The 18367-nt window shown below is 39.7% G+C and carries 18 protein-coding genes and 1 tRNA gene; 11 read left to right on the forward strand and 8 right to left on the reverse strand.

Annotation, left to right across the window (positions count from 1 at the left end; all coding sequences use genetic code 11):
* Positions 1–124: 124 nt before the first annotated feature.
* The 3 genes from cysS (at position 125) to AC4CU0_RS08810 (ending at position 4412) form a co-directional block, all read left to right on the forward strand.
* Entirely contained in the window at positions 125–1546 is a 1422-nt protein-coding gene (gene cysS, locus AC4CU0_RS08800) for a cysteine--tRNA ligase (RefSeq protein WP_490742957.1), read from the forward strand.
* A gap of 62 nt (positions 1547–1608) precedes the next feature.
* Positions 1609–1684: transfer RNA gene (locus AC4CU0_RS08805), tRNA-Gly, on the forward strand.
* A gap of 628 nt (positions 1685–2312) precedes the next feature.
* A complete protein-coding gene (locus tag AC4CU0_RS08810) occupies positions 2313–4412 on the forward strand; it encodes a TonB-dependent receptor plug domain-containing protein (RefSeq protein ID WP_490742958.1) in 2100 nt (699 codons plus the stop codon).
* Positions 4413–4498: 86 nt separating this feature from the next.
* On the opposite strand, the gene AC4CU0_RS08815 is transcribed toward AC4CU0_RS08810, so the two are convergent.
* On the reverse strand, positions 4499–4774 hold the full coding sequence (locus AC4CU0_RS08815) for a hypothetical protein (protein ID WP_078193570.1): 276 nt from the start codon (positions 4772–4774) through the stop codon (positions 4499–4501).
* 417 nt (positions 4775–5191) lie between these two features.
* Between AC4CU0_RS08815 and AC4CU0_RS08820 the strand changes: the two genes are divergently transcribed.
* On the forward strand, positions 5192–5899 hold the full coding sequence (locus AC4CU0_RS08820; protein WP_490742959.1) for a glutamine amidotransferase: 708 nt from the start codon (positions 5192–5194) through the stop codon (positions 5897–5899).
* Between the two features lie 66 nt (positions 5900–5965).
* Positions 5966–6595 carry a LysE family transporter gene (locus tag AC4CU0_RS08825; RefSeq protein ID WP_490742960.1) on the forward strand — a complete coding sequence of 210 codons (630 nt, stop codon included), beginning with the start codon at positions 5966–5968 and terminating at the stop codon, positions 6593–6595.
* A gap of 75 nt (positions 6596–6670) precedes the next feature.
* On the opposite strand, the gene AC4CU0_RS08830 is transcribed toward AC4CU0_RS08825, so the two are convergent.
* Entirely contained in the window at positions 6671–7267 is a 597-nt protein-coding gene (locus AC4CU0_RS08830) for a YceI family protein (protein WP_078188771.1), read from the reverse strand.
* 293 nt (positions 7268–7560) lie between these two features.
* Here AC4CU0_RS08830 and AC4CU0_RS08835 point away from each other — a divergent pair, with 293 nt between their 5' ends.
* Positions 7561–8076 (forward strand): nuclear transport factor 2 family protein, encoded by a 516-nt coding sequence (locus AC4CU0_RS08835; RefSeq protein WP_490742961.1) that lies wholly within the window; start codon positions 7561–7563, stop codon positions 8074–8076.
* A gap of 66 nt (positions 8077–8142) precedes the next feature.
* Here the strand turns inward: AC4CU0_RS08835 and AC4CU0_RS08840 are convergent, their stop codons facing one another.
* The 4 genes from AC4CU0_RS08840 to AC4CU0_RS08855 form a co-directional block, all read right to left on the reverse strand.
* Positions 8143–8586 carry a GNAT family N-acetyltransferase gene (locus AC4CU0_RS08840; protein WP_490742962.1) on the reverse strand — a complete coding sequence of 148 codons (444 nt, stop codon included), beginning with the start codon at positions 8584–8586 and terminating at the stop codon, positions 8143–8145.
* 187 nt (positions 8587–8773) lie between these two features.
* Positions 8774–8989: a hypothetical protein gene (locus AC4CU0_RS08845; protein WP_078188774.1), complete on the reverse strand. Its 216-nt coding sequence runs from the start codon at positions 8987–8989 to the stop codon at positions 8774–8776.
* A gap of 183 nt (positions 8990–9172) precedes the next feature.
* Positions 9173–11161 carry a transketolase gene (gene tkt, locus AC4CU0_RS08850; protein ID WP_490742963.1) on the reverse strand — a complete coding sequence of 663 codons (1989 nt, stop codon included), beginning with the start codon at positions 11159–11161 and terminating at the stop codon, positions 9173–9175.
* A 462-nt stretch (positions 11162–11623) separates the two neighbouring features.
* Positions 11624–12049 carry a pilin gene (locus tag AC4CU0_RS08855; protein WP_490742964.1) on the reverse strand — a complete coding sequence of 142 codons (426 nt, stop codon included), beginning with the start codon at positions 12047–12049 and terminating at the stop codon, positions 11624–11626.
* Positions 12050–12491: 442 nt separating this feature from the next.
* On the opposite strand from AC4CU0_RS08855, the gene metK reads away from it, so the two are divergent.
* The 5 genes from metK to AC4CU0_RS08880 all read left to right on the forward strand — a co-directional run bounded on the left by metK (position 12492) and on the right by AC4CU0_RS08880 (position 16958).
* Entirely contained in the window at positions 12492–13658 is a 1167-nt protein-coding gene (gene metK, locus AC4CU0_RS08860; RefSeq protein WP_078188779.1) for a methionine adenosyltransferase, read from the forward strand.
* A gap of 169 nt (positions 13659–13827) precedes the next feature.
* Positions 13828–14268 carry an SMI1/KNR4 family protein gene (locus AC4CU0_RS08865; protein WP_490742965.1) on the forward strand — a complete coding sequence of 147 codons (441 nt, stop codon included), beginning with the start codon at positions 13828–13830 and terminating at the stop codon, positions 14266–14268.
* A gap of 151 nt (positions 14269–14419) precedes the next feature.
* Complete coding sequence (locus AC4CU0_RS08870) at positions 14420–14764, forward strand: hypothetical protein (RefSeq protein ID WP_078193577.1); 345 nt, start codon at positions 14420–14422, stop codon at positions 14762–14764.
* A 145-nt stretch (positions 14765–14909) separates the two neighbouring features.
* Positions 14910–15611: a VIT1/CCC1 transporter family protein gene (locus AC4CU0_RS08875; RefSeq protein ID WP_180034757.1), complete on the forward strand. Its 702-nt coding sequence runs from the start codon at positions 14910–14912 to the stop codon at positions 15609–15611.
* Between the two features lie 135 nt (positions 15612–15746).
* Entirely contained in the window at positions 15747–16958 is a 1212-nt protein-coding gene (locus AC4CU0_RS08880) for a YeeE/YedE family protein (RefSeq protein ID WP_490742966.1), read from the forward strand.
* 39 nt (positions 16959–16997) lie between these two features.
* On the opposite strand, the gene AC4CU0_RS08885 is transcribed toward AC4CU0_RS08880, so the two are convergent.
* Both AC4CU0_RS08885 and AC4CU0_RS08890 read right to left on the reverse strand, forming a co-directional pair.
* The gene (locus tag AC4CU0_RS08885; protein ID WP_490743488.1) at positions 16998–17519 is read right to left on the reverse strand and encodes a hypothetical protein; all 522 of its coding nucleotides are present in this window, start codon (positions 17517–17519) and stop codon (positions 16998–17000) included.
* Positions 17520–17584: 65 nt separating this feature from the next.
* The gene (locus AC4CU0_RS08890; RefSeq protein ID WP_490742967.1) at positions 17585–18364 is read right to left on the reverse strand and encodes a TIGR03915 family putative DNA repair protein; all 780 of its coding nucleotides are present in this window, start codon (positions 18362–18364) and stop codon (positions 17585–17587) included.
* Positions 18365–18367: the final 3 nt, after the last annotated feature.

Consider the following 18367-nt stretch of genomic DNA (forward strand, 5'->3'; position numbering starts at 1 on the left):
ATATTTTTAACAGAGCAAAGACATCACGCATTAAAAAATATCTGCTTTTTTGGGTTTTAACTTTATGAAAAAAAATGCTTAGGTTAAGATGAGCCATCTTTTGGTAGAAACAATTTGAAGACCTATGCAACCTTTTGTTCTATATAACTCAGAGCAACGTAAAAAAGTAGAATTCGTACCTCGCAAAGAAGGACATATCGACATGTATGTCTGTGGAATGACTGTGTATGACTACTGTCATATTGGTCATGCTCGAGTTATGGTTGCATTTGACTATATTATCCGTTTCCTGCGCAGTCAGGGCTGGAGCGTTAAATACGTTCGAAACATTACCGATATTGACGATAAGATCATTGCCCGTGCCAATGAAAATGGCGAAAGCATTACTGCTTTAACCGACCGTTTTATTAAGGCCATGAACGAAGATGCTGCCAATTTAGGTTGTGCAGCACCTGATGAAGCACCACGTGCAACAGACTATATCGATCAAATGCAGAATATGATTGGTAGCTTGGTTAACAAAGGTACAGCCTACCCCTCTGCAAATGGCGATGTTTATTTTGAAGTTGAAAAGTTTGCCAAATATGGTCGTCTTTCGGGTCGTAAACTTGACGATATGCAGGCTGGTGCTTCTGAACGCGTTGATGTAGAAGTAGAAAAGAAACATCCTTTTGACTTCGTGCTTTGGAAACATGCCAAAGAAAATGAACCTTCTTGGGCTTCGCCTTGGGGCAATGGCCGTCCGGGCTGGCATATTGAATGTTCAGCGATGTCGACCTGCTGCTTAGGTAACCATTTTGATATTCATGGTGGCGGTTCAGACTTAACTTTCCCGCATCATGAAAATGAAATTGCGCAATCTGAGGCATCTACTGGCGAACAGTATGTTAATTACTGGATGCATGTCGGCTTTATTAATGTCGATGGCGAAAAAATGTCGAAGTCTTTAGGTAACTTCTTCACTATTCGTGATGTGATGGATAAATTCCACCCTGAAGTGATTCGCTTCTTTATTGCGTCATCACATTACCGTAGCCCAGTAAACTTCTCTGACACTGCTTTAAAAGAAGCGAAAAATACCCTTTCCCGTTTCTATCATTCATTTAAAGCTTATCAGCAAGTCTATGGTGAAAAAACCGTAGAAACTTTGGATGATGCTTTAGTTGAGCGCTTTAATGCCGCTATGCGTGATGATTTCAACACCGCAGAAGCAATTGCGGTATTGTTTGAAGTCAACAAAGAATTGAACCGTGCCGTAAAAGATGAAAATGCTGAACAAGCGGCTGTGTATTATTCGACATTGCGTCACTTGACCAATATTTTAGGTTTGGTGCAACACAATGTGGATGATTTCCTGAAATCTGATATCGGTCAGGAAGCATTAGGCTTATCAGAAGAACAGATTGAAAATTTAATTCAACAACGTAAAGATGCGAAAAAAGCCAAAGAATTTGCCAAAGCAGATGACATTCGTCAATCTTTGTTAGATCAAGGGATTGTTCTTGAAGATACTCGTCAAGGCACTATTTGGCGCCGTGCTGATTAATTAAGCAAACAGAAGCATAGAGAGTTGACAGTTGTGTGAAATTCTCTATAATTCACCTCATTGCGGGAATAGCTCAGTTGGTAGAGCATAACCTTGCCAAGGTTGGGGTCGGGAGTTCGAGTCTCCTTTCCCGCTCCAGAATACGAAAAACCCTCATCGAAAGATGAGGGTTTTTTTATGTCTAAATTTTTCTTCAACGGCTTATTTTTAGATTTATTTACTCATGTTATGCACATGAAAGTCATTTCGCATTTTTAAAATAAATTAAAATCTATTCGACGAAGTCTTACATTTAGGGATTGAATAAAGAGATTAGCCTTCGGCTGGAGGTACTCTTACGAAACGTTGTTTTTCATTCGGCAAAATGAGATGCGAAGCTTCGCAAGGAAACCATCTTGCGGTGCAATGCACCTCACCAACAAAACTCGTTCACTACCGTCAAATTATTCAACGTATCGCAAAAACATTTTTGATTAGAAGTCGTCCTGTCTCAAACAATTGCGCATGACATTACCGCGTATCTTTATTATTTGAAGCAAAGTACGCTTCTGATGTTACTGTGTAACATCAGTGATTTATTATATTGTAGCGACGTTAATAAGCCTTAATTTCCTCTCAAAGATTAAGGCTTTCCTTATTGCAATATGACCTTTCGCCTACCTGTTAAAAAATAATCTGATGAAATGCTCATCTTGGTTATTTTCCTCAATTTTTCTCCATAATTTTCCGTTATTCTTTGCCAAAATTACATTTGGACAACCAAATAATGCACGGCGCGCACACCACACTCAAACTGAGCAGCTTAAGTTACGCATTACTTACGATCTCAACATCAATTTGGGCCGCAGATACTGTTCAAAATCCCCAAGAATCTGCAGCAGTTCAGCAAATGGAAGCTTTAACATTTGAAGTTCCAACAGCAATCACTAAGCCCAAAGACCCAGATATCAGTGCTGTCGCAAAAACCATCATAAGCCGTGATGAAATGTTGAAATTTGGCGATCAGTCCATCAATGATGCACTGCGTCGTGCTGCAGGGTTTCAACTCCCCGGTGCTGGCGGTGGTCCACGTGGTGGTGCAGGTGCTGGCGGTATGCGTTTTCGTGGTGGTGGCGCACCCGTGTTCTTAATCAATGGTGAACCTGTACAAGGTGGTCCTCGTGGTGGCATGTCAGTTGTTGATAGCATTACACCCGAAATGATCGAACGCCTTGAAATCACCAAACAACCAAGTGTAGCTCAAGGCTCGGTTGCTTCATCTGCTATCATTAATATTATTTTAAAAGAACCATTGAATGGCACGCGTTTGAGTGGATCTGTACGTGCTGGTTATGGTCTAACAAAGTCAAATACACGTGAAGAAGAACGCACCAATTTAAACTTTCAAATGGATGGTCGATCAGACCCTTGGATCTATAGTTTATCTGGGAGCCAAATGTGGAATGATTCAGATACACTCACCCGTACACAAGATGCAACAGGAACGAAAACTCAAAAACGCATCACCAATCGTACGTCGCAAATGCTCACCCCACGTGTTGAATATCAACTTGATGATCAACAAAAATTGGTCGCTGAAATGTTTTATCGCAACAATGAAAGCGAAGGCACAAGTGGCTCCCAAGTCCAAAAAGATAAAAATGACAGCATTCGACTCAACACGCGATATGAGCGTAAAGACCAAGGAAATTCAGACAAAATTCGCTTATCAATCGAGCAGCAAAATGAAACCGAATTAACAGAGTATAGAGATTCTCAATCGTATATTGATGAACAAATTAATGAATATGGCTTGGGCTACGACGGTGTCCGAAAGTTCGACTCAAAACGCCAAATAAAATTTGGTACCGATCTACGTAGTAATGAACTTAAAAGCAATATTGCAGACACCTTAGATGAACAATTGTATGCTGCTTATGTTGAAGGAAGTTGGAAATATATGCCGCGCCAAACCTTAACTCTAGGTGTACGCCAAGAGTGGATTGATCGTTCAGGTTTAGTGGATTATCAAGATCAGCATTTGAGTCCTGTATTAGCACACCGTTTTGACTTTAATGACCAATGGTCACTCCAAACCAACTTGAGTCAGGCTTTTAAAAATCCACGTAGCAATCAATTGATGCCGACTGTTTCAGTTTCTACAGATAGCGATGCAGGGACACTAAACAACCCTGATCGTGGTGGTAATCCTGACTTACGGCCTGAAACCATCAATGCTTACGAAACAACCCTAGGTTATAACACCCCTGCTGGCGGCGTAAATATCACTGCTTATTATCGAGAAATTAATGACTATATCGAAAAATCGATCCTGTTAGAAAATGCTACAGGCGGTCGTTGCGAAACAGGAAATACCGATTGCCGTTTTGTCGAACGCCCATATAACCAAGACAGTGCAACTACTTATGGTGTGGAAATTGCTGGACGTTATGCACTGAAGCAAACGGAGAATGGTCATTCATTTATGTTGAATGCTCAGCTATCAACTGTACGTGCAAAAATTGAAGAAGCTGACGGCTCTGACCGTTTGGCAAGCGATGTTGCACCTTATACCGCAAGTGCTGGTTTATCTTATAACTATCAACCGTGGCGTATTGCAACAAGTGTGAACCTCAATTATACCCCTGAATATACACGTGCGCTGAGTAACGAACCGTACAATCGCACCAGCAATGAACGCGTCAATATGGATGTGAGTTTTACTAAACGCTTTGATCAAAATTGGTCTGCATCGGTGAATGCACGTAATATTCTCAGCTCAGATTATAAAGAAGTGTTAAAAGAACAAAGTTCTGGCGCGCTATACCAATCTCGTATCAATGAAGCAATTCCAAGCTTTATGTTTACCTTAGAAAAGAAATTCTAAACCGTTTCTAAGAGACTTCTAAGAGATTTAAAATAAAAAACCGATACAGACAACGAATCGGTTTTTTATGCGTACACGACCGCAAACTAGCGCTCAATTGCCTTCAACATTTTCGCAATTTTTAGGGTATGTTCCTTCTGCCCTTTTTTCTCTAAGACCTTTTGCTCAACCCACCATAAATATTCAAAAATTTCTGATTCACTTGAATCCTCTTGAATTAATTTAAAAATATTGGGCAAATAATCATCATATTCATCACGTAAAGCAGGAATACGGCGAATCCCTAACGGGTCCCATTCCTTCAATAAAATTTTATGTATCGCATGCAAGAGACTGGCATCTCGATTATGTTTTGACTGCATACAAGTTCCCTGGCTTATATTTTTTTACTTTTAAAATCAGTTATCTAACTATGTGATGATATTAAAAGAAAAATGAACTGTTGTTTGTCGAAGATTTCATCATACGCATCTCTAAACGCTTTTCCATTGGTTTTTCATCTTTTTTTTATACTAAACCAAAGCTTTATCAAAATATCATGCACTTTTTCTCATAAATTTTGCCAATAAAGCCTTTCGGAAATCCTTTACTTCACAGCACCAAGGTTTTAAATACTAAGTTCAATCATCGAACCTAATCACTCAAAGAAAAAAATAAGCTTCAAGCCAACTTCTATATTTATCTCTTTTCGTAATTGTGAAAAATTTACAGTTTTCCTTTTTAATCTCCGACAATTCAAGCTACATTCTATTTTGAAATTTTAATCCTGAAAAATCCCTATGAGTACTGCATTAAACGAAACCATTTACGTCATTCAACACCTTGCATTTGAAGATTTGGGTTCATTGGAAGATGTATTTTATCAACTGGGTTATCGGGTGAGATACTTCGAAGCTGGTGTCGATGACCTCAGTAAAGCTATGCAACATACAGGGCTTACCATCATTTTGGGCGGCCCGATCGGAGTTTATGAAACTAATGACTACCCTTTCCTACAAAAAGAACTAGACTTACTTAAAGTACGTTTAGAGAGTAATTTACCGACTTTAGGCATTTGCTTAGGTGCTCAGCTAATTGCGCATGCATTGGGAGCGAAAGTTTATGCAGGTCATAGCAAAGAAATCGGTTGGAGTGCCTTAGAGCTTGATGCCATTACTCACAATATTTTAGCGCCATTAGATCAAGTGCCTGTACTGCATTGGCATGGTGATACCTTTGATTTACCTGTAAATGCACAGTTACTCGCCAGCTCAGCAATTTATCCAAATCAAGCGTTTAGCTATGGGCCCAATATTCTAGCTCTACAGTTTCATATTGAAGCAGAAACACAGGCCATGGAAAAATGGCTAATTGGGCATACATGTGAACTGCATAAAGCACAAATTAACATCCCAAATTTGCGCATGCAAAGCCAACAACAAGCACCTCATTTAGAACGTGTTGCTCCCCTTATTTTGCAACAATTTTTACAACAGCTTGAGCTTTAAAACAGCTATTAATTTAATGCTAAATGGCTTATAACGGTTGCACTTCAAAACGTATAAGCCATTATAATGACTCCCTTACTCAGCATTGCGCTCATCCACTTTTTTGCTCTCATCAGCCCAGGCCCTGACTTCTTTTTTGTCACCCAAAGTGCTATTCGACAATCCAGATCACATGCATTATTTGCCGCATTAGGTATATCACTTAGTATTTTAGTTTGGTCAATTTGTGCAATAAGTGGCTTACATTTTCTATTTCAAAAAATGGCTTGGTTACAACAAAGCCTCATGATTTTGGGTGGCTTATATCTTTTATATTTAGGCTCTCAGTTATTAAAATCTGCATGGAGTAAAGACCTCGGCACAATAACAAGACCAACCGAGCAAGCCGTACAGAAAAAAACGCCTTTGGCGCTATTATTCCAAGGTTTCTTGACCAATATGGCCAATCCAAAAGCATTGGTTTATTTCAGTAGTGTATTTTCTATTGGAATCAGTGCAAAGGTCAGTATTTTTGATCAAAGCTCTTTACTGGCTTTAGTCTTTATTGAAAGTTTGATTTGGTTTGCATTGGTTGCGGTCTTATTCTCAGCACCTAAAATGACCCATTACTATCAAAAATTTAGTAAAAAAATTGACGCCATTACCGGTGGAATCTTCATCAGTTTTGGCTACCTATTGCTGCTCAATCGCGATTGATCACACACCAGTTAAATAAGACATAAAAAAGCACCCAAATGGGTGCTTTCCTAACTTAGCTGAGGGAGCTAAATCTTATTTCGCTGCTGCCTTTGCTGTAGATACAGCGGCTTCAGTCGTAATATTTACCGTAATTTTGTCGCCTACATTCGGTACATATGCACCAACACCAAATGCTGAACGATCAAAAGAAGTCGTTGCATTGAAACCAATCGTTTCCGCCTTAGTCATTGGGTGAACGGCTTGCTTGTTCAATACAGCATCCAATACCACTGGTTTAGTCACATTTTTAACTGTTAAATCACCCGTGATTTTGTATTTAGTTTTGCTGATGGCTTGAACTTTTGTGCTTTTAAACGTGATATTTGGATATTTTTCAGCATCAAAGAAATCTGCTGTTTTTAAATGATCATCTAATGCTTTGACATTGGTATTTAAGCTTGATAATGGAATCGTCACATTCACAGAGGAATTTGCAGGTTTTGCATTATCGACATTGATTGTCCCTTGAATGTCACTAAAATTTGCAGAAGGCGTTGAGAAACCAAAATGATTCCAAGTAAATACTGTTGCTGTATGAGTAGGATCAATTTGATAGGCAACAGGTTTTGCCATAGAAATTGTTGTAACTGATGCTACCGCCAAACCGATTGTTAATGCTTTAAAGTTCATGTTTTTATCTCACTTTCGAATACCATTAAGTCTATAGATTTTTAGCCGTATTACAGCTTTAAAGATAAAACGTTTTGTTGCATGTTTAGAACGATAGTTTTGTAAAATCTGTAGCAGCATCTACAACCACTCTCAATTATTAAATTTCCCATATATTTCAAATAATTAATAATTTAATTGATCCATGAGTTATTTATCCTAAATTTAGGAAACATCAACCTATCAGAGTCGTAGGCTTTCTAAACAAATCCACTTAAGATTTTTAGACATCATAAAAATCTGAGTACCCAAAAATGACAGAACAATCGCTGGCTATTGAAAAAGCCTTAAATACTAAAATGCCCAAAGATGTCGTTTTGGCATTTCTTATGAATACTTCAAAAGAACTCGTCGAAAATGCAACTCAGCTGCTGGTTGCAGAAGACGCGGCATATGTTTCCTTAAACTTCAGCAACCCAGAACTTAAACAAATTGAGCCGTGGGCTGGGTCTGGCACAGGCAGAGACATTTATATTTATACCTTTGCCAACGTTGGGACCTACTGGAATATCGACGACTTTCAAATCACGGATATGATCGCTGAAGATGAAACTGTAGCTGTATTTGGTCAATTCACCTACACCTCAGTCTATGCAAAAAATACTTTCACCTCGCCTTTTTCAATTAAAGCCAAAGTTCAAAACGGTTTAATCAGCTTTTTCCAATTTATGGAAGATACCTACGCCTCAGCATCATCATTCCGCGTAGGTGGAGAATGGATCATTCAGCAAGATGCTGACTCAGCTAAAAACTTTAAAGTTTCAGCTTAAATGCTCAGATCCAACAGCTCTTCACGCAAGAGCTGCTGTTCATTTAGAATAGCTTTTTACATTGAGTTAATGACAGCGGTATTGGATAAATCCGGTTTTTCTCGCGATTTGATCATACAGCTTTTGCGCAGTTTCATTGTCCTGATGCGTAAGCCAATACACACGGTCACACTGCTGCTGATCACAATATTCTTTCACTTTCGCGATCAGCGCCTTGCCAATACCCTGCCCGCGATATTCTTCAAGCGTATATAAATCTTGCAAATAGGCATAAGGCTGCAATGTCCAGCAGCTCTCATGTTCAATGACATGCACGATCCCAACCACTTGATGATCAATCACAGCTGCAAAGCCATACATATGTTCGCAGTCAGCAGCATGTAACCTGTGCCATGTACGCTCAGTCACCTCATCTGCCACCTGACTTTTATAAAATTCTAAATACAGCTCCCAGAGCGGCTGCCATTGGTTTTTTGAAATTTCAGTTAAATTTTTAATTTGTATTTGCACGTTCAATGTCTTTTTTAAATGATCACTGGATTTTTATAACTGAAATAAAGCTTTTTGTGTTGAAAACACTGTATTTTATGCGCTCTTTTTAAACATGATGAGTCTTGAAAGAACGTTTTCTTATCTGTTTTATAAATACAATAGACAAATAAAAAGCCCGAAGATTCGGACTTTTTAACCATTCAGCTTATAGCTTTTCAACCAAGATCCGATCTACCTGCTTTAAACCTGTATGCTTTTCATGGTTCTTACGGCGAATCTTAATCACTTTGTCTTCTTGCAAATCTTGCAGCATCAATTCTACTGCAACCATGGCTTCAAGCTCTAAGTCTGTGCCAATCCATTTCTGTTCACCAGCATCCATCAGTACAATTTCATCATTTATCTGATCATAAAGGCTCATCGTTTCCTCACTTGGGGCAACATTGCACCCGTGGCTGAATACTGCATGAATGAATTAATTTTAAACCAATGCTTTAATTCATTCGTTACAAATCGTTATTTCACAATTAAAAAATAAATTTAATCTCTGCAATAAAAAACGCCCCTTCTCTGGGGCGTCTTTATTACGGTTAGTCTTTACAGATTAAGCGGTAATTTCTTTCACAGCAGCAACAACAGCATCAGCAGTAATACCAAAGTGTTGGTACAAGTCTTTTGCTGGAGCAGATTCACCGTAAGTCGTCATACCGATTACACGACCATCAAGACCTACAAATTTCCACCAGTAGTCCACATGCGCAGCTTCAACAGCAACACGCGCACGGATCGCAGCTGGAAGAACCGCTTCACGGTAAGCAGCATCTTGTTTTACAAATTCTTCAGCACATGGCATAGAAACAACACGTACGCCTTCAAGCTGTGCGTAAGCATCCATTGCCAATGAAACTTCTGAACCAGTCGCAATGATGATTGCTTTCAATTCGCCTTTTTCTTTTGCAAGAACATAACCGCCTTTCGCTACGTCAGCAATTTGATCTGCTGTACGAGTTTGGAATGGCAAGTTTTGACGAGAGAAGATTAACGCTGTAGGGCCTTCTGAACGAAGCAGCGCAGATTTCCAAGAAATAGACGCTTCTACAGTGTCACATGGACGCCAAGTGTGCAGATTTGGTGTACCACGTAAAGATGCAATTTGCTCTACAGGTTGGTGTGTAGGACCATCTTCACCTAGACCAATTGAGTCATGGGTATACACATGAATCACACGCTGTTTCATCAATGCAGACATACGTACTGCATTACGCGCATATTCCATAAACATCAGGAATGTTGCTACATAAGGAACGAAACCGCCATGAAGTGCAACACCGTTAGCAATCGCAGTCATACCGAATTCGCGTACGCCGTAATGAACGTAGTTACCCGCTGGGTTAGATTCAACACCTTCTGCGCCTTTCCATAAAGTCAGGTTAGAGCCTGCAAGGTCAGCAGAACCGCCTAGAATTTCTGGAAGCTGCGGCGCAAATGCTTGAATGGCATTTTGGCTAGCTTTACGAGTAGCGATTGTTTCAGCTTTAGCATTTACTTCAGCAATATAAGCATCCGCTTTTGCTGCGAAGTCAGCAGGAAGATCACCAGAAAGACGACGTTTTAGTTCAGCTGCTTCTACTGGATATTTAGCAGCATAAGCAGCAAATGTGTCGTTCCAAGCAGATTCAGAAGCAGTACCTTTGGCTTTTGCATCCCAAGCTGCATAAACATCAGCAGGAATTTCAAATGGACCTTCTGCCCAGCCCAAAGCTTCACGAGTTAAAGCGATTTCATCATTACCAAGCGGCGCACCGTGGCAATCTTCTTTACCTTGTTTGTTTGGTGAACCTAAACCAATAATGGTTTTACAGATAATTAAGGTTGGTTTCGCAGTTTCAGCTTTTGCTTCAACAGTTGCTGCACGGATTGCGTCTGCATCATGGCCGTCAACTTTAAGTACTTGCCAGCCGTATGCAAGGAAACGCTGTTCTGTATCATCAGAGAACCAGCCTTCTACTTCACCGTCAATCGAGATGCCGTTGTCATCGTAGTAAACAACTAATTTACCTAGACCCAAAGTACCAGCCAATGAACATGCTTCGTGAGAAACACCTTCCATTAAACAGCCGTCACCTAAGAAACAGTAAGTGTTGTGATCTACAACTGTGATGTCTTCTTTGTTGAATTGAGCCGCTAAAGTTTTTTCAGCAAGTGCAAAACCTACAGCGTTTGCAATACCTTGACCCAATGGACCAGTCGTTGTTTCGATACCCGGTGCATAGCCCAATTCTGGGTGACCTGGAGTTTTAGAATGCAATTGACGGAATGATTTCAAATCTTCAATAGACAGGTCATAACCTGTTAAGTGCAATAGCGCATATTGCAACATAGAGCCATGGCCGTTTGACAATACGAAACGGTCACGGTTTGCCCATTGTGGGTTTGCAGGGTTGTGGTTGAGGAATTCACGCCATACCACATCAGCAATATCTGCCATCCCCATTGGAGCACCTGGATGTCCTGAATTTGCTTTTTGCACAGCATCCATTGCCAATACACGAATTGCGTTTGCAATACGACGTTCGTTAAGCGGGGTTGTCATAGGTCAGAGTCCAAACAAATGGTTTAAAAGAGTAAGATGAATAAGAATTCAAAGATGCGCATATTGTCTTAAAAAAAGCGGAATGGGTAAAGCCTCAGGGGCAAATTTTCGCTAATTATTCCTGCACCACCTGTATTTTGGGCGCTTATTGCTCAATTTCAAGCCTATGCATGTCGTTTATTTTGTATACAGTTACGCTTTTATATGGCGAATCAATGACAGCGCAATGCATATTTAGAGTTTAGTGGCGAAAGCAAACGCTTCGTAATTGATAAAAGTCCAATACATCGAATGGAAATTGTGAATATAAATAGCAGCCAAAGCCGATCCAAATAAATGACCATTAGAAATATGAAATATAATCAATAAAGAAACTTATGAATGTTTATTAAACTCTAAGAGCATACTCATCCCTTTGAAATCAGCACTTATCCAATATACTCACGGTTTCACATTCAATATTTATATACCACGACATGTAGCAGGTAAGTTTCGCTGCGAAATATCATCCGATTGACAATTCCAAGCACCGTTTAAACCATCTGGAATACTAAAATAGATCTGCTTTGAGCGAAGAGCAAAATTGACATCTGTTGATTTAAACGTAAAAACCACTGAACACGTTCCTGCCACATCAGTAATTTCACTACTTGCAATATACTTGGTACTGATACTTTCATTCAGCGCTGTATTCAAATCTACACAGCTTTGTTCCTCTGAATAATTTTCAATCAGTTTCAATTTATAGGGTGAAATCATTGTTAATACTTCAGCTACTTGCGCCCGAGCGACATAGCCATTGTAAGATACAGTAGCAATTGCAGCCAAAATGCCGATAATTGCCACTACCATCATGATTTCAATGAGTGTAAAACCAGACTGTTTCATTACGTTTCCCCATTCAACGTAATGACAAATAGGCAATTTGCGTACCAAGTCTCAAAAGCGCGTACTTATTGTGTTTTATTTTTCAAATTAAACGAATAATTGTCGTTTACAGTCATATTCTGTCAGTTCATGACATTCATATTGATAAATCTCAGGATATTGATTTGATTTTTTCTTATAATTGATTCACTTGAAATGCCACTTTAGGCATTTTAACGCCTAATCACATTGTTGCTTGTGCCAAAACAAAATATCTCAATTTTTCTCATCATAAAAAATTAAATTGATAAATCCATAGCTCATATCAATTTTTTAGATGCCTATATCAATTAAAAAGTCATTGAAATGAATTAATTTCATCCAATTTGGTCATGTTAAGCTAGTCCTAAACGCTTTCTCGATGTAACATATTGCGTCTTTAAATTTAACTGTGATAGGACTTATGCGCGAGTACGCTGTATTTACCTCGGAATCTGTAAGCGAAGGCCATCCGGATAAAATGGCTGACCAAATCAGTGATGCTATTTTGGATGCAATCTTAAAAGAAGACCCATATGCACGGGTTGCTTGTGAAACGCTTGTAAAAACGGGTGCGGTTGTACTTGCCGGTGAAATCACAACAACTGCAAATGTTGACTTTGAAGCGATTGTTCGTAATACCGTAAATGGTATCGGATATCATCATTCAGATCTTGGCTTTGATGGTTCAACTTGTGCCGTGATCAACATGATCGGTAAACAATCACCTGAAATTGCTCAAGGTGTAGACCGTCAAAAACCTGAAGATCAAGGTGCAGGCGACCAAGGTTTAATGTTTGGATATGCAAGCCGTGAAACCGATGTGCTTATGCCAGCACCTATTTCATATGCGCATCGCTTAATGGAAAAACAAGCTGAACTACGTAAACAAGGCAAACTTGCTTGGTTACGTCCTGATGCAAAAAGCCAAGTAACATTTGCTTATGAAAATGGCATGCCAGTTCGCTTAGACGCAGTTGTACTTTCAACTCAGCACGATCCAAAAATTACCCAAGCTCAATTGAAAGAAGCGGTAATTGAAGAAATCGTGAAAAAAGTGATTCCTGCTGAAATGTTCCATGCAGACACTAAATTCCACATCAACCCAACAGGTATGTTCGTCATTGGCGGCCCTGTAGGTGACTGTGGTTTAACAGGCCGTAAAATCATTGTAGATACTTATGGTGGTATGGCTCGTCACGGTGGTGGTGCATTCTCTGGTAAAGATCCATCAAAAGTTGACCGTTCTGCTGCTTATGCAGGCCGTTATGTTGCTAAAAACATTGTGGCTGCTGGTCTAGCTGACAAATGTGAAATTCAAGTGTCATATGCGATTGGTGTTGCAGAACCAACATCTATCTCGATCAACACATTCAATACTGCAAAAGTATCTGAAGATTTGATTATTGCACTTGTACGTGAACACTTTGACTTACGTCCATACGGTATTACTCGTATGTTGAACTTGATCCAACCGATGTACCAACAAACTGCTGCGTATGGTCACTTTGGTCGTGAAGGTTCTGATACCGCATTTACATGGGAAAAAACTGACAAAGTGGAAGCGCTTAAAGCATCTGCTGGTCTTTAATCTTAGTAGATTAATTTCTCAAAAAAGCCTGCATTGATTGCAGGCTTTTTTATGGCCCATATGTCCATAACTAAAACATCTAGGATAAAAATAACGAGTGTAAAAAATATTGACTAAAATTTACGCCTAGCTTATTCATAAAACACCAAAATAATTTAAGAACAACATCATGCCCTTTCCATTAGACTTAAAATTTATTACTGCAACTGAAGAACAATTAGGATTTAAGTTTCCAGAAAAATATAAAGCCAAAATGCAAATTGAAAATGGTGGCGAATTCGGCATTAGCTTTTCTAATGCGGATGAATTTGAAGATGATGATGACATCGAAGCTTGGTGGCTTTTTCCCTTCCAAGACACCAGCGATGTGAAAAGAATAAAACGTACGATGAATCATCTAGCCGTAGAACATCAATCCATAAGTGAAATAGAAGACTTCCCTGAAAACAGCATTGCTATTACACATAACGGCGATGGCGATTATTTATTGATGCGTACGATAGACGATACACAATTGGGGGAAGAAATATATTTATGGCGCCATGAAGACAGTGAATTTCTCTATCTACTTGTGACTTCAATTGAAGAATTATTTACTCAAAATCCTTAACACCATAAGCAGATATAAAGCCTTTCAAACTACAAAATAAGCTGGATAAAATTACACTAAATCAACAATTTTTGATCGATTTTTGAATATTTTTTCAGCTAATATAAATTCAGCCCATGCTACGGGCATAACAAAAAAAGGAAAGATCAAAATGAATAAATTACTTGTTGCTTTAGGTTTGGCTGCAACTGTTGCACTTGTTGGCTGTAATAAAGACAAAGCGCCAGAAACAGGTGCAACAACTGGTGAACACTTAGAAAACGCTGCTGACCAAGCAGGCCATGACATCGCTGATGCAACTTCAGATGCGGCAACTGCGACAGCGACTGCTGTTGATAATGCTGCAACTGCAACTGCGACAGCAGCCGAAAATGCTGCAGAAAATGCTGAAGCTGCTGCACACAATGCCAAAGAAGCAGCTAAAGACGCAACTGCTGCAACAGCAGGTGCTGTTGAACAAGGTGCAGCTGACGTGAAAGAAAAAGCGCAGCAATAAGCATTTTATAAAAAAGCACCTTCGGGTGCTTTTTTTACATCTGTATTTTATTCAACTTACTGTTTCAATCTATTTTTAACTTGAAATTTAACTGATGTCAGGTCAATCTTATGAGGTCATATAAATAACAAACTTAGAGAAAATAATGTCTTACTCACATCATGCCGAAAAACATTTTATGGAACGTACAGGTTGGCTACGTGCATCTGTACTCGGTGCAAATGATGGCATTATCTCCGTCACTAGTTTAATTATGGGCATGGCTGCAAGTGGTGCTTCTAGCCATACCTTACTCATTACATGCATTGCAGGACTCATATCTGGTGCAACCTCTATGGCGGCGGGCGAATATATCTCTGTGAAATCTCAAGAAGACGTCGAAAAAGCAGATCTTCACATGGAGCATAAAGAACTGCAAAAGAACCCTGAGCTAGAACTTAAAGAACTTACCCAAATTTATATTCAACGTGGTTTAGAGCCTACACTGGCCCATGAAGTCGCAGTCCAATTAACTGCACATGATGCACTTGAAGCCCACGCCCGAGATGAAATTGGAATCCATGACAATACAGCAGCAAAACCCGTTCAAGCAGCGCTATCATCGGCTTTAGCCTTTTCAATTGGTGCACTATTTCCGATGGTTGCGATCTTGATCAGTGCTGACATGCATATTGAAAAAACCGTTATGGCCGTTGGCGTGATTTCTCTAGCACTACTCGGTGCCTTAGCCAGTTATGCAGCAGGTACTTCTATGTTGAAAGGCAGTCTACGTGTTGCACTCTGGGGCATTGCAGCCATGCTATTTTCAAGTTGGATTGGTTCTTTATTTAATGTAAATCCAGTTTAATGTTTCTTTTATCAGTTTTACAAATATTGAAAATCAATTATACACAGTAATGATTGTGTGATTTTTCAACAATATTCATTTTTACAATATATAAAAACCGTAAAATAGAGATACATTTTTTAAGCTTTTTTTTCCATGTCTTTTATTGCTGCGCCAGCCAATCGATCCAATATATCGATTTGGGTGGCTTTTGTTTTATTAATTTTAGTTACCATTGGTGCTTATCTGATTGTAGGCGTTAACCAAGCATTACTATTTTTAATTGGTGGTGCTTTGGGTATGACCCTTTATCATGCGTCTTTTGGTTTCACCTCGAGTTGGCGTGTCTTTATTAAAGAGCGTCGTGGTCGTGGCTTGCGTGCACAAATGATCATGTTGGCATTGGCTGTACTGCTCTTCTTCCCTGCTTTAGGTGCGGGTGAATTATTTGGCAACCCCGTCAAAGGTAACGTTAATCCTGTTTCAATGTCCGTGATGATCGGTGCCTTTATTTTTGGTATTGGTATGCAACTTGGCGGCGGCTGTGCATCGGGTACCCTGTACACTGTGGGCGCAGGTAGTGCACGCATGATTGTAACGCTGATCTTCTTCTGTACAGGTTCATTGATTGCAACTTCACATATTCAATGGTGGTTTGACCTTCCCCACTTTGAGCCGATTTCTTTAGTCAAAAGCTTTGGTGTAGTCCCTGCACTGGCATTAAACTTTGTGCTCTTTATATTGATTGCCGCAGCAACAGTTTACTTTGAAAAGAAACGCCATGGTCAGCTTGAGGTTGAGCCGCAAGCAATGCAACACGGCTGGAAACGTTTTCTACGTGGACCATGGCCATTGGTTTGGGGCGGAATTATCCTGACTTTACTGAACTTTGCCACACTCGCACTTGCAGGCCGTCCTTGGGGCGTGACCTCTGCCTTAGCCGTTTGGGCCGCAAAATCAGCAAGTGTCATGGGCATCGATGTTGCATCTTGGGCATATTGGCAGCAGCCTGCAAATGCCAAAGCACTCACCGAATCATTATGGTTTGATATCACGTCGATGATGAATTTCGGTATCATGCTCGGTGCCTTACTCGCAGCGAGCCTAGCTGGTAAATTTGCACTAAACTTTAATATTCCAAAACGTTCACTGCTAGCGGCTGTTATCGGTGGTTTGATGTTAGGTTATGGCGCACGTTTAGCATACGGCTGTAACATTGGTGCGTATTTCAGCGGTATTGCTTCAGGTAGTTTACACGGTTGGTTATGGTTAGTATTTGCCTTCATTGGGAACAGTATTGGCGTCAAACTACGTCCAATCTTCTTCCCCGGCGAACGTCCACAAACTGAAAAACTAACAGGCTGCTAATTTCTGTGAAATAAAAAGCCCCTCAAATGAGGGGCTTTTTTAATCTGTCAGAGCTGCTTTTAGATTACAACCATATTGCATAGTTTCTTGTGCCTGTTTGTATGTAGTATAGCGGTTGATAATAAAATCATAAAATTGGTCTGCATTCGCAAATACCTGACTCAAATCTTCGTTTGCGGCATTTGGCAGTTTAACGTCTTTCACCAAGGCTAAGTTCACATGTCCGAGATGATACATTTCAGAAAAATAATGATTCATTACTTCGCAATAGGCAATTTTGGAGCTTTTTAAAGCGGTATTGGCAACAAAATGCTGATTTAAAGTTTTTAAGTTCTGAACATCTAAAGCGGATTGATCTGAAAAAGCCATACTTTCTACTTTTTTTAGTTGGCTGAAATCAGCTGCTAGAGTCTGATTTAATTGTTCAAAGCGTTGTTGTAATCCCGCTGTATCGGCAACTTGATAACTTTGCGGATTGAATGTTTTCTTTTCTTGTTCATTTGCAGAACACGCCGTGAGCGTCATTGCCGTCAGAACGGTTGTAACAAGAAATAATTTCATCAAAGTCTCACTTAAACAATCAAAAGCGCAATCATTATGCCCGAAAACAACTAGATGATTCACACTTAAATCGCTTTCTCATTCATATAACGCCAATAACGACGTGGCACATACTGCACATGTAATTTCATATTACGTCGGGCTTCAATATTGACACTTCTAAAATAATCTTTCCAAAGCTGATCATACAAAACCTCATCATCATCCAGTTCGATATTAAAGGATTGACTATGGCCTGATTGTATTTGCCTATCTATGGTTGTGGCATCCATATCCACTTGATGCACCTGTTTTAAATCATAATAAATGCCATAATTGCGTTTTTCATCGTAAATCAGCCAACGTTGATCTTGATAGCGTGATTTGAAATGCCGTTCGATCAAAGGCAATACATTAAAGTCAGGTGAGACTAAACTGATAAACAAGCCATCCTGACATTTTTTAAAACGCACAAAAGCTTCCATTCGGTGCTTTTCACGCCCCACTTGCTTCGCCCACTGACTCATCCCTAATACATCAGCATGACCATAGTTTTTAGACACATCACGCTGTTGCTGGAACACATAAATCGCAAAATTAAAACAATGTTGAAAAGCCCGCTGCTGCTCGGATAAAAACGCATAATAAAACTGCTTCAAAGCACTTTCAGATGCTTTAAGCTTTAATCCTTGCCATACCCGCTGTGCTTGTTCATCGTGACTAGCCACATCAATGACTTCGGCGAAAAGACCTGCCTGCACTTGCCCATCTGTACAAATCTGAATGTCAAATTGCTTAAATTGAAAGGCCCGAAAAATACAGCTTAGCAATCCTGTCATCGTGCCATCAAAGACATAAATACTCACGAC

It is taken from the genome of Acinetobacter sp. LipI_15 (assembly GCF_058242865.1).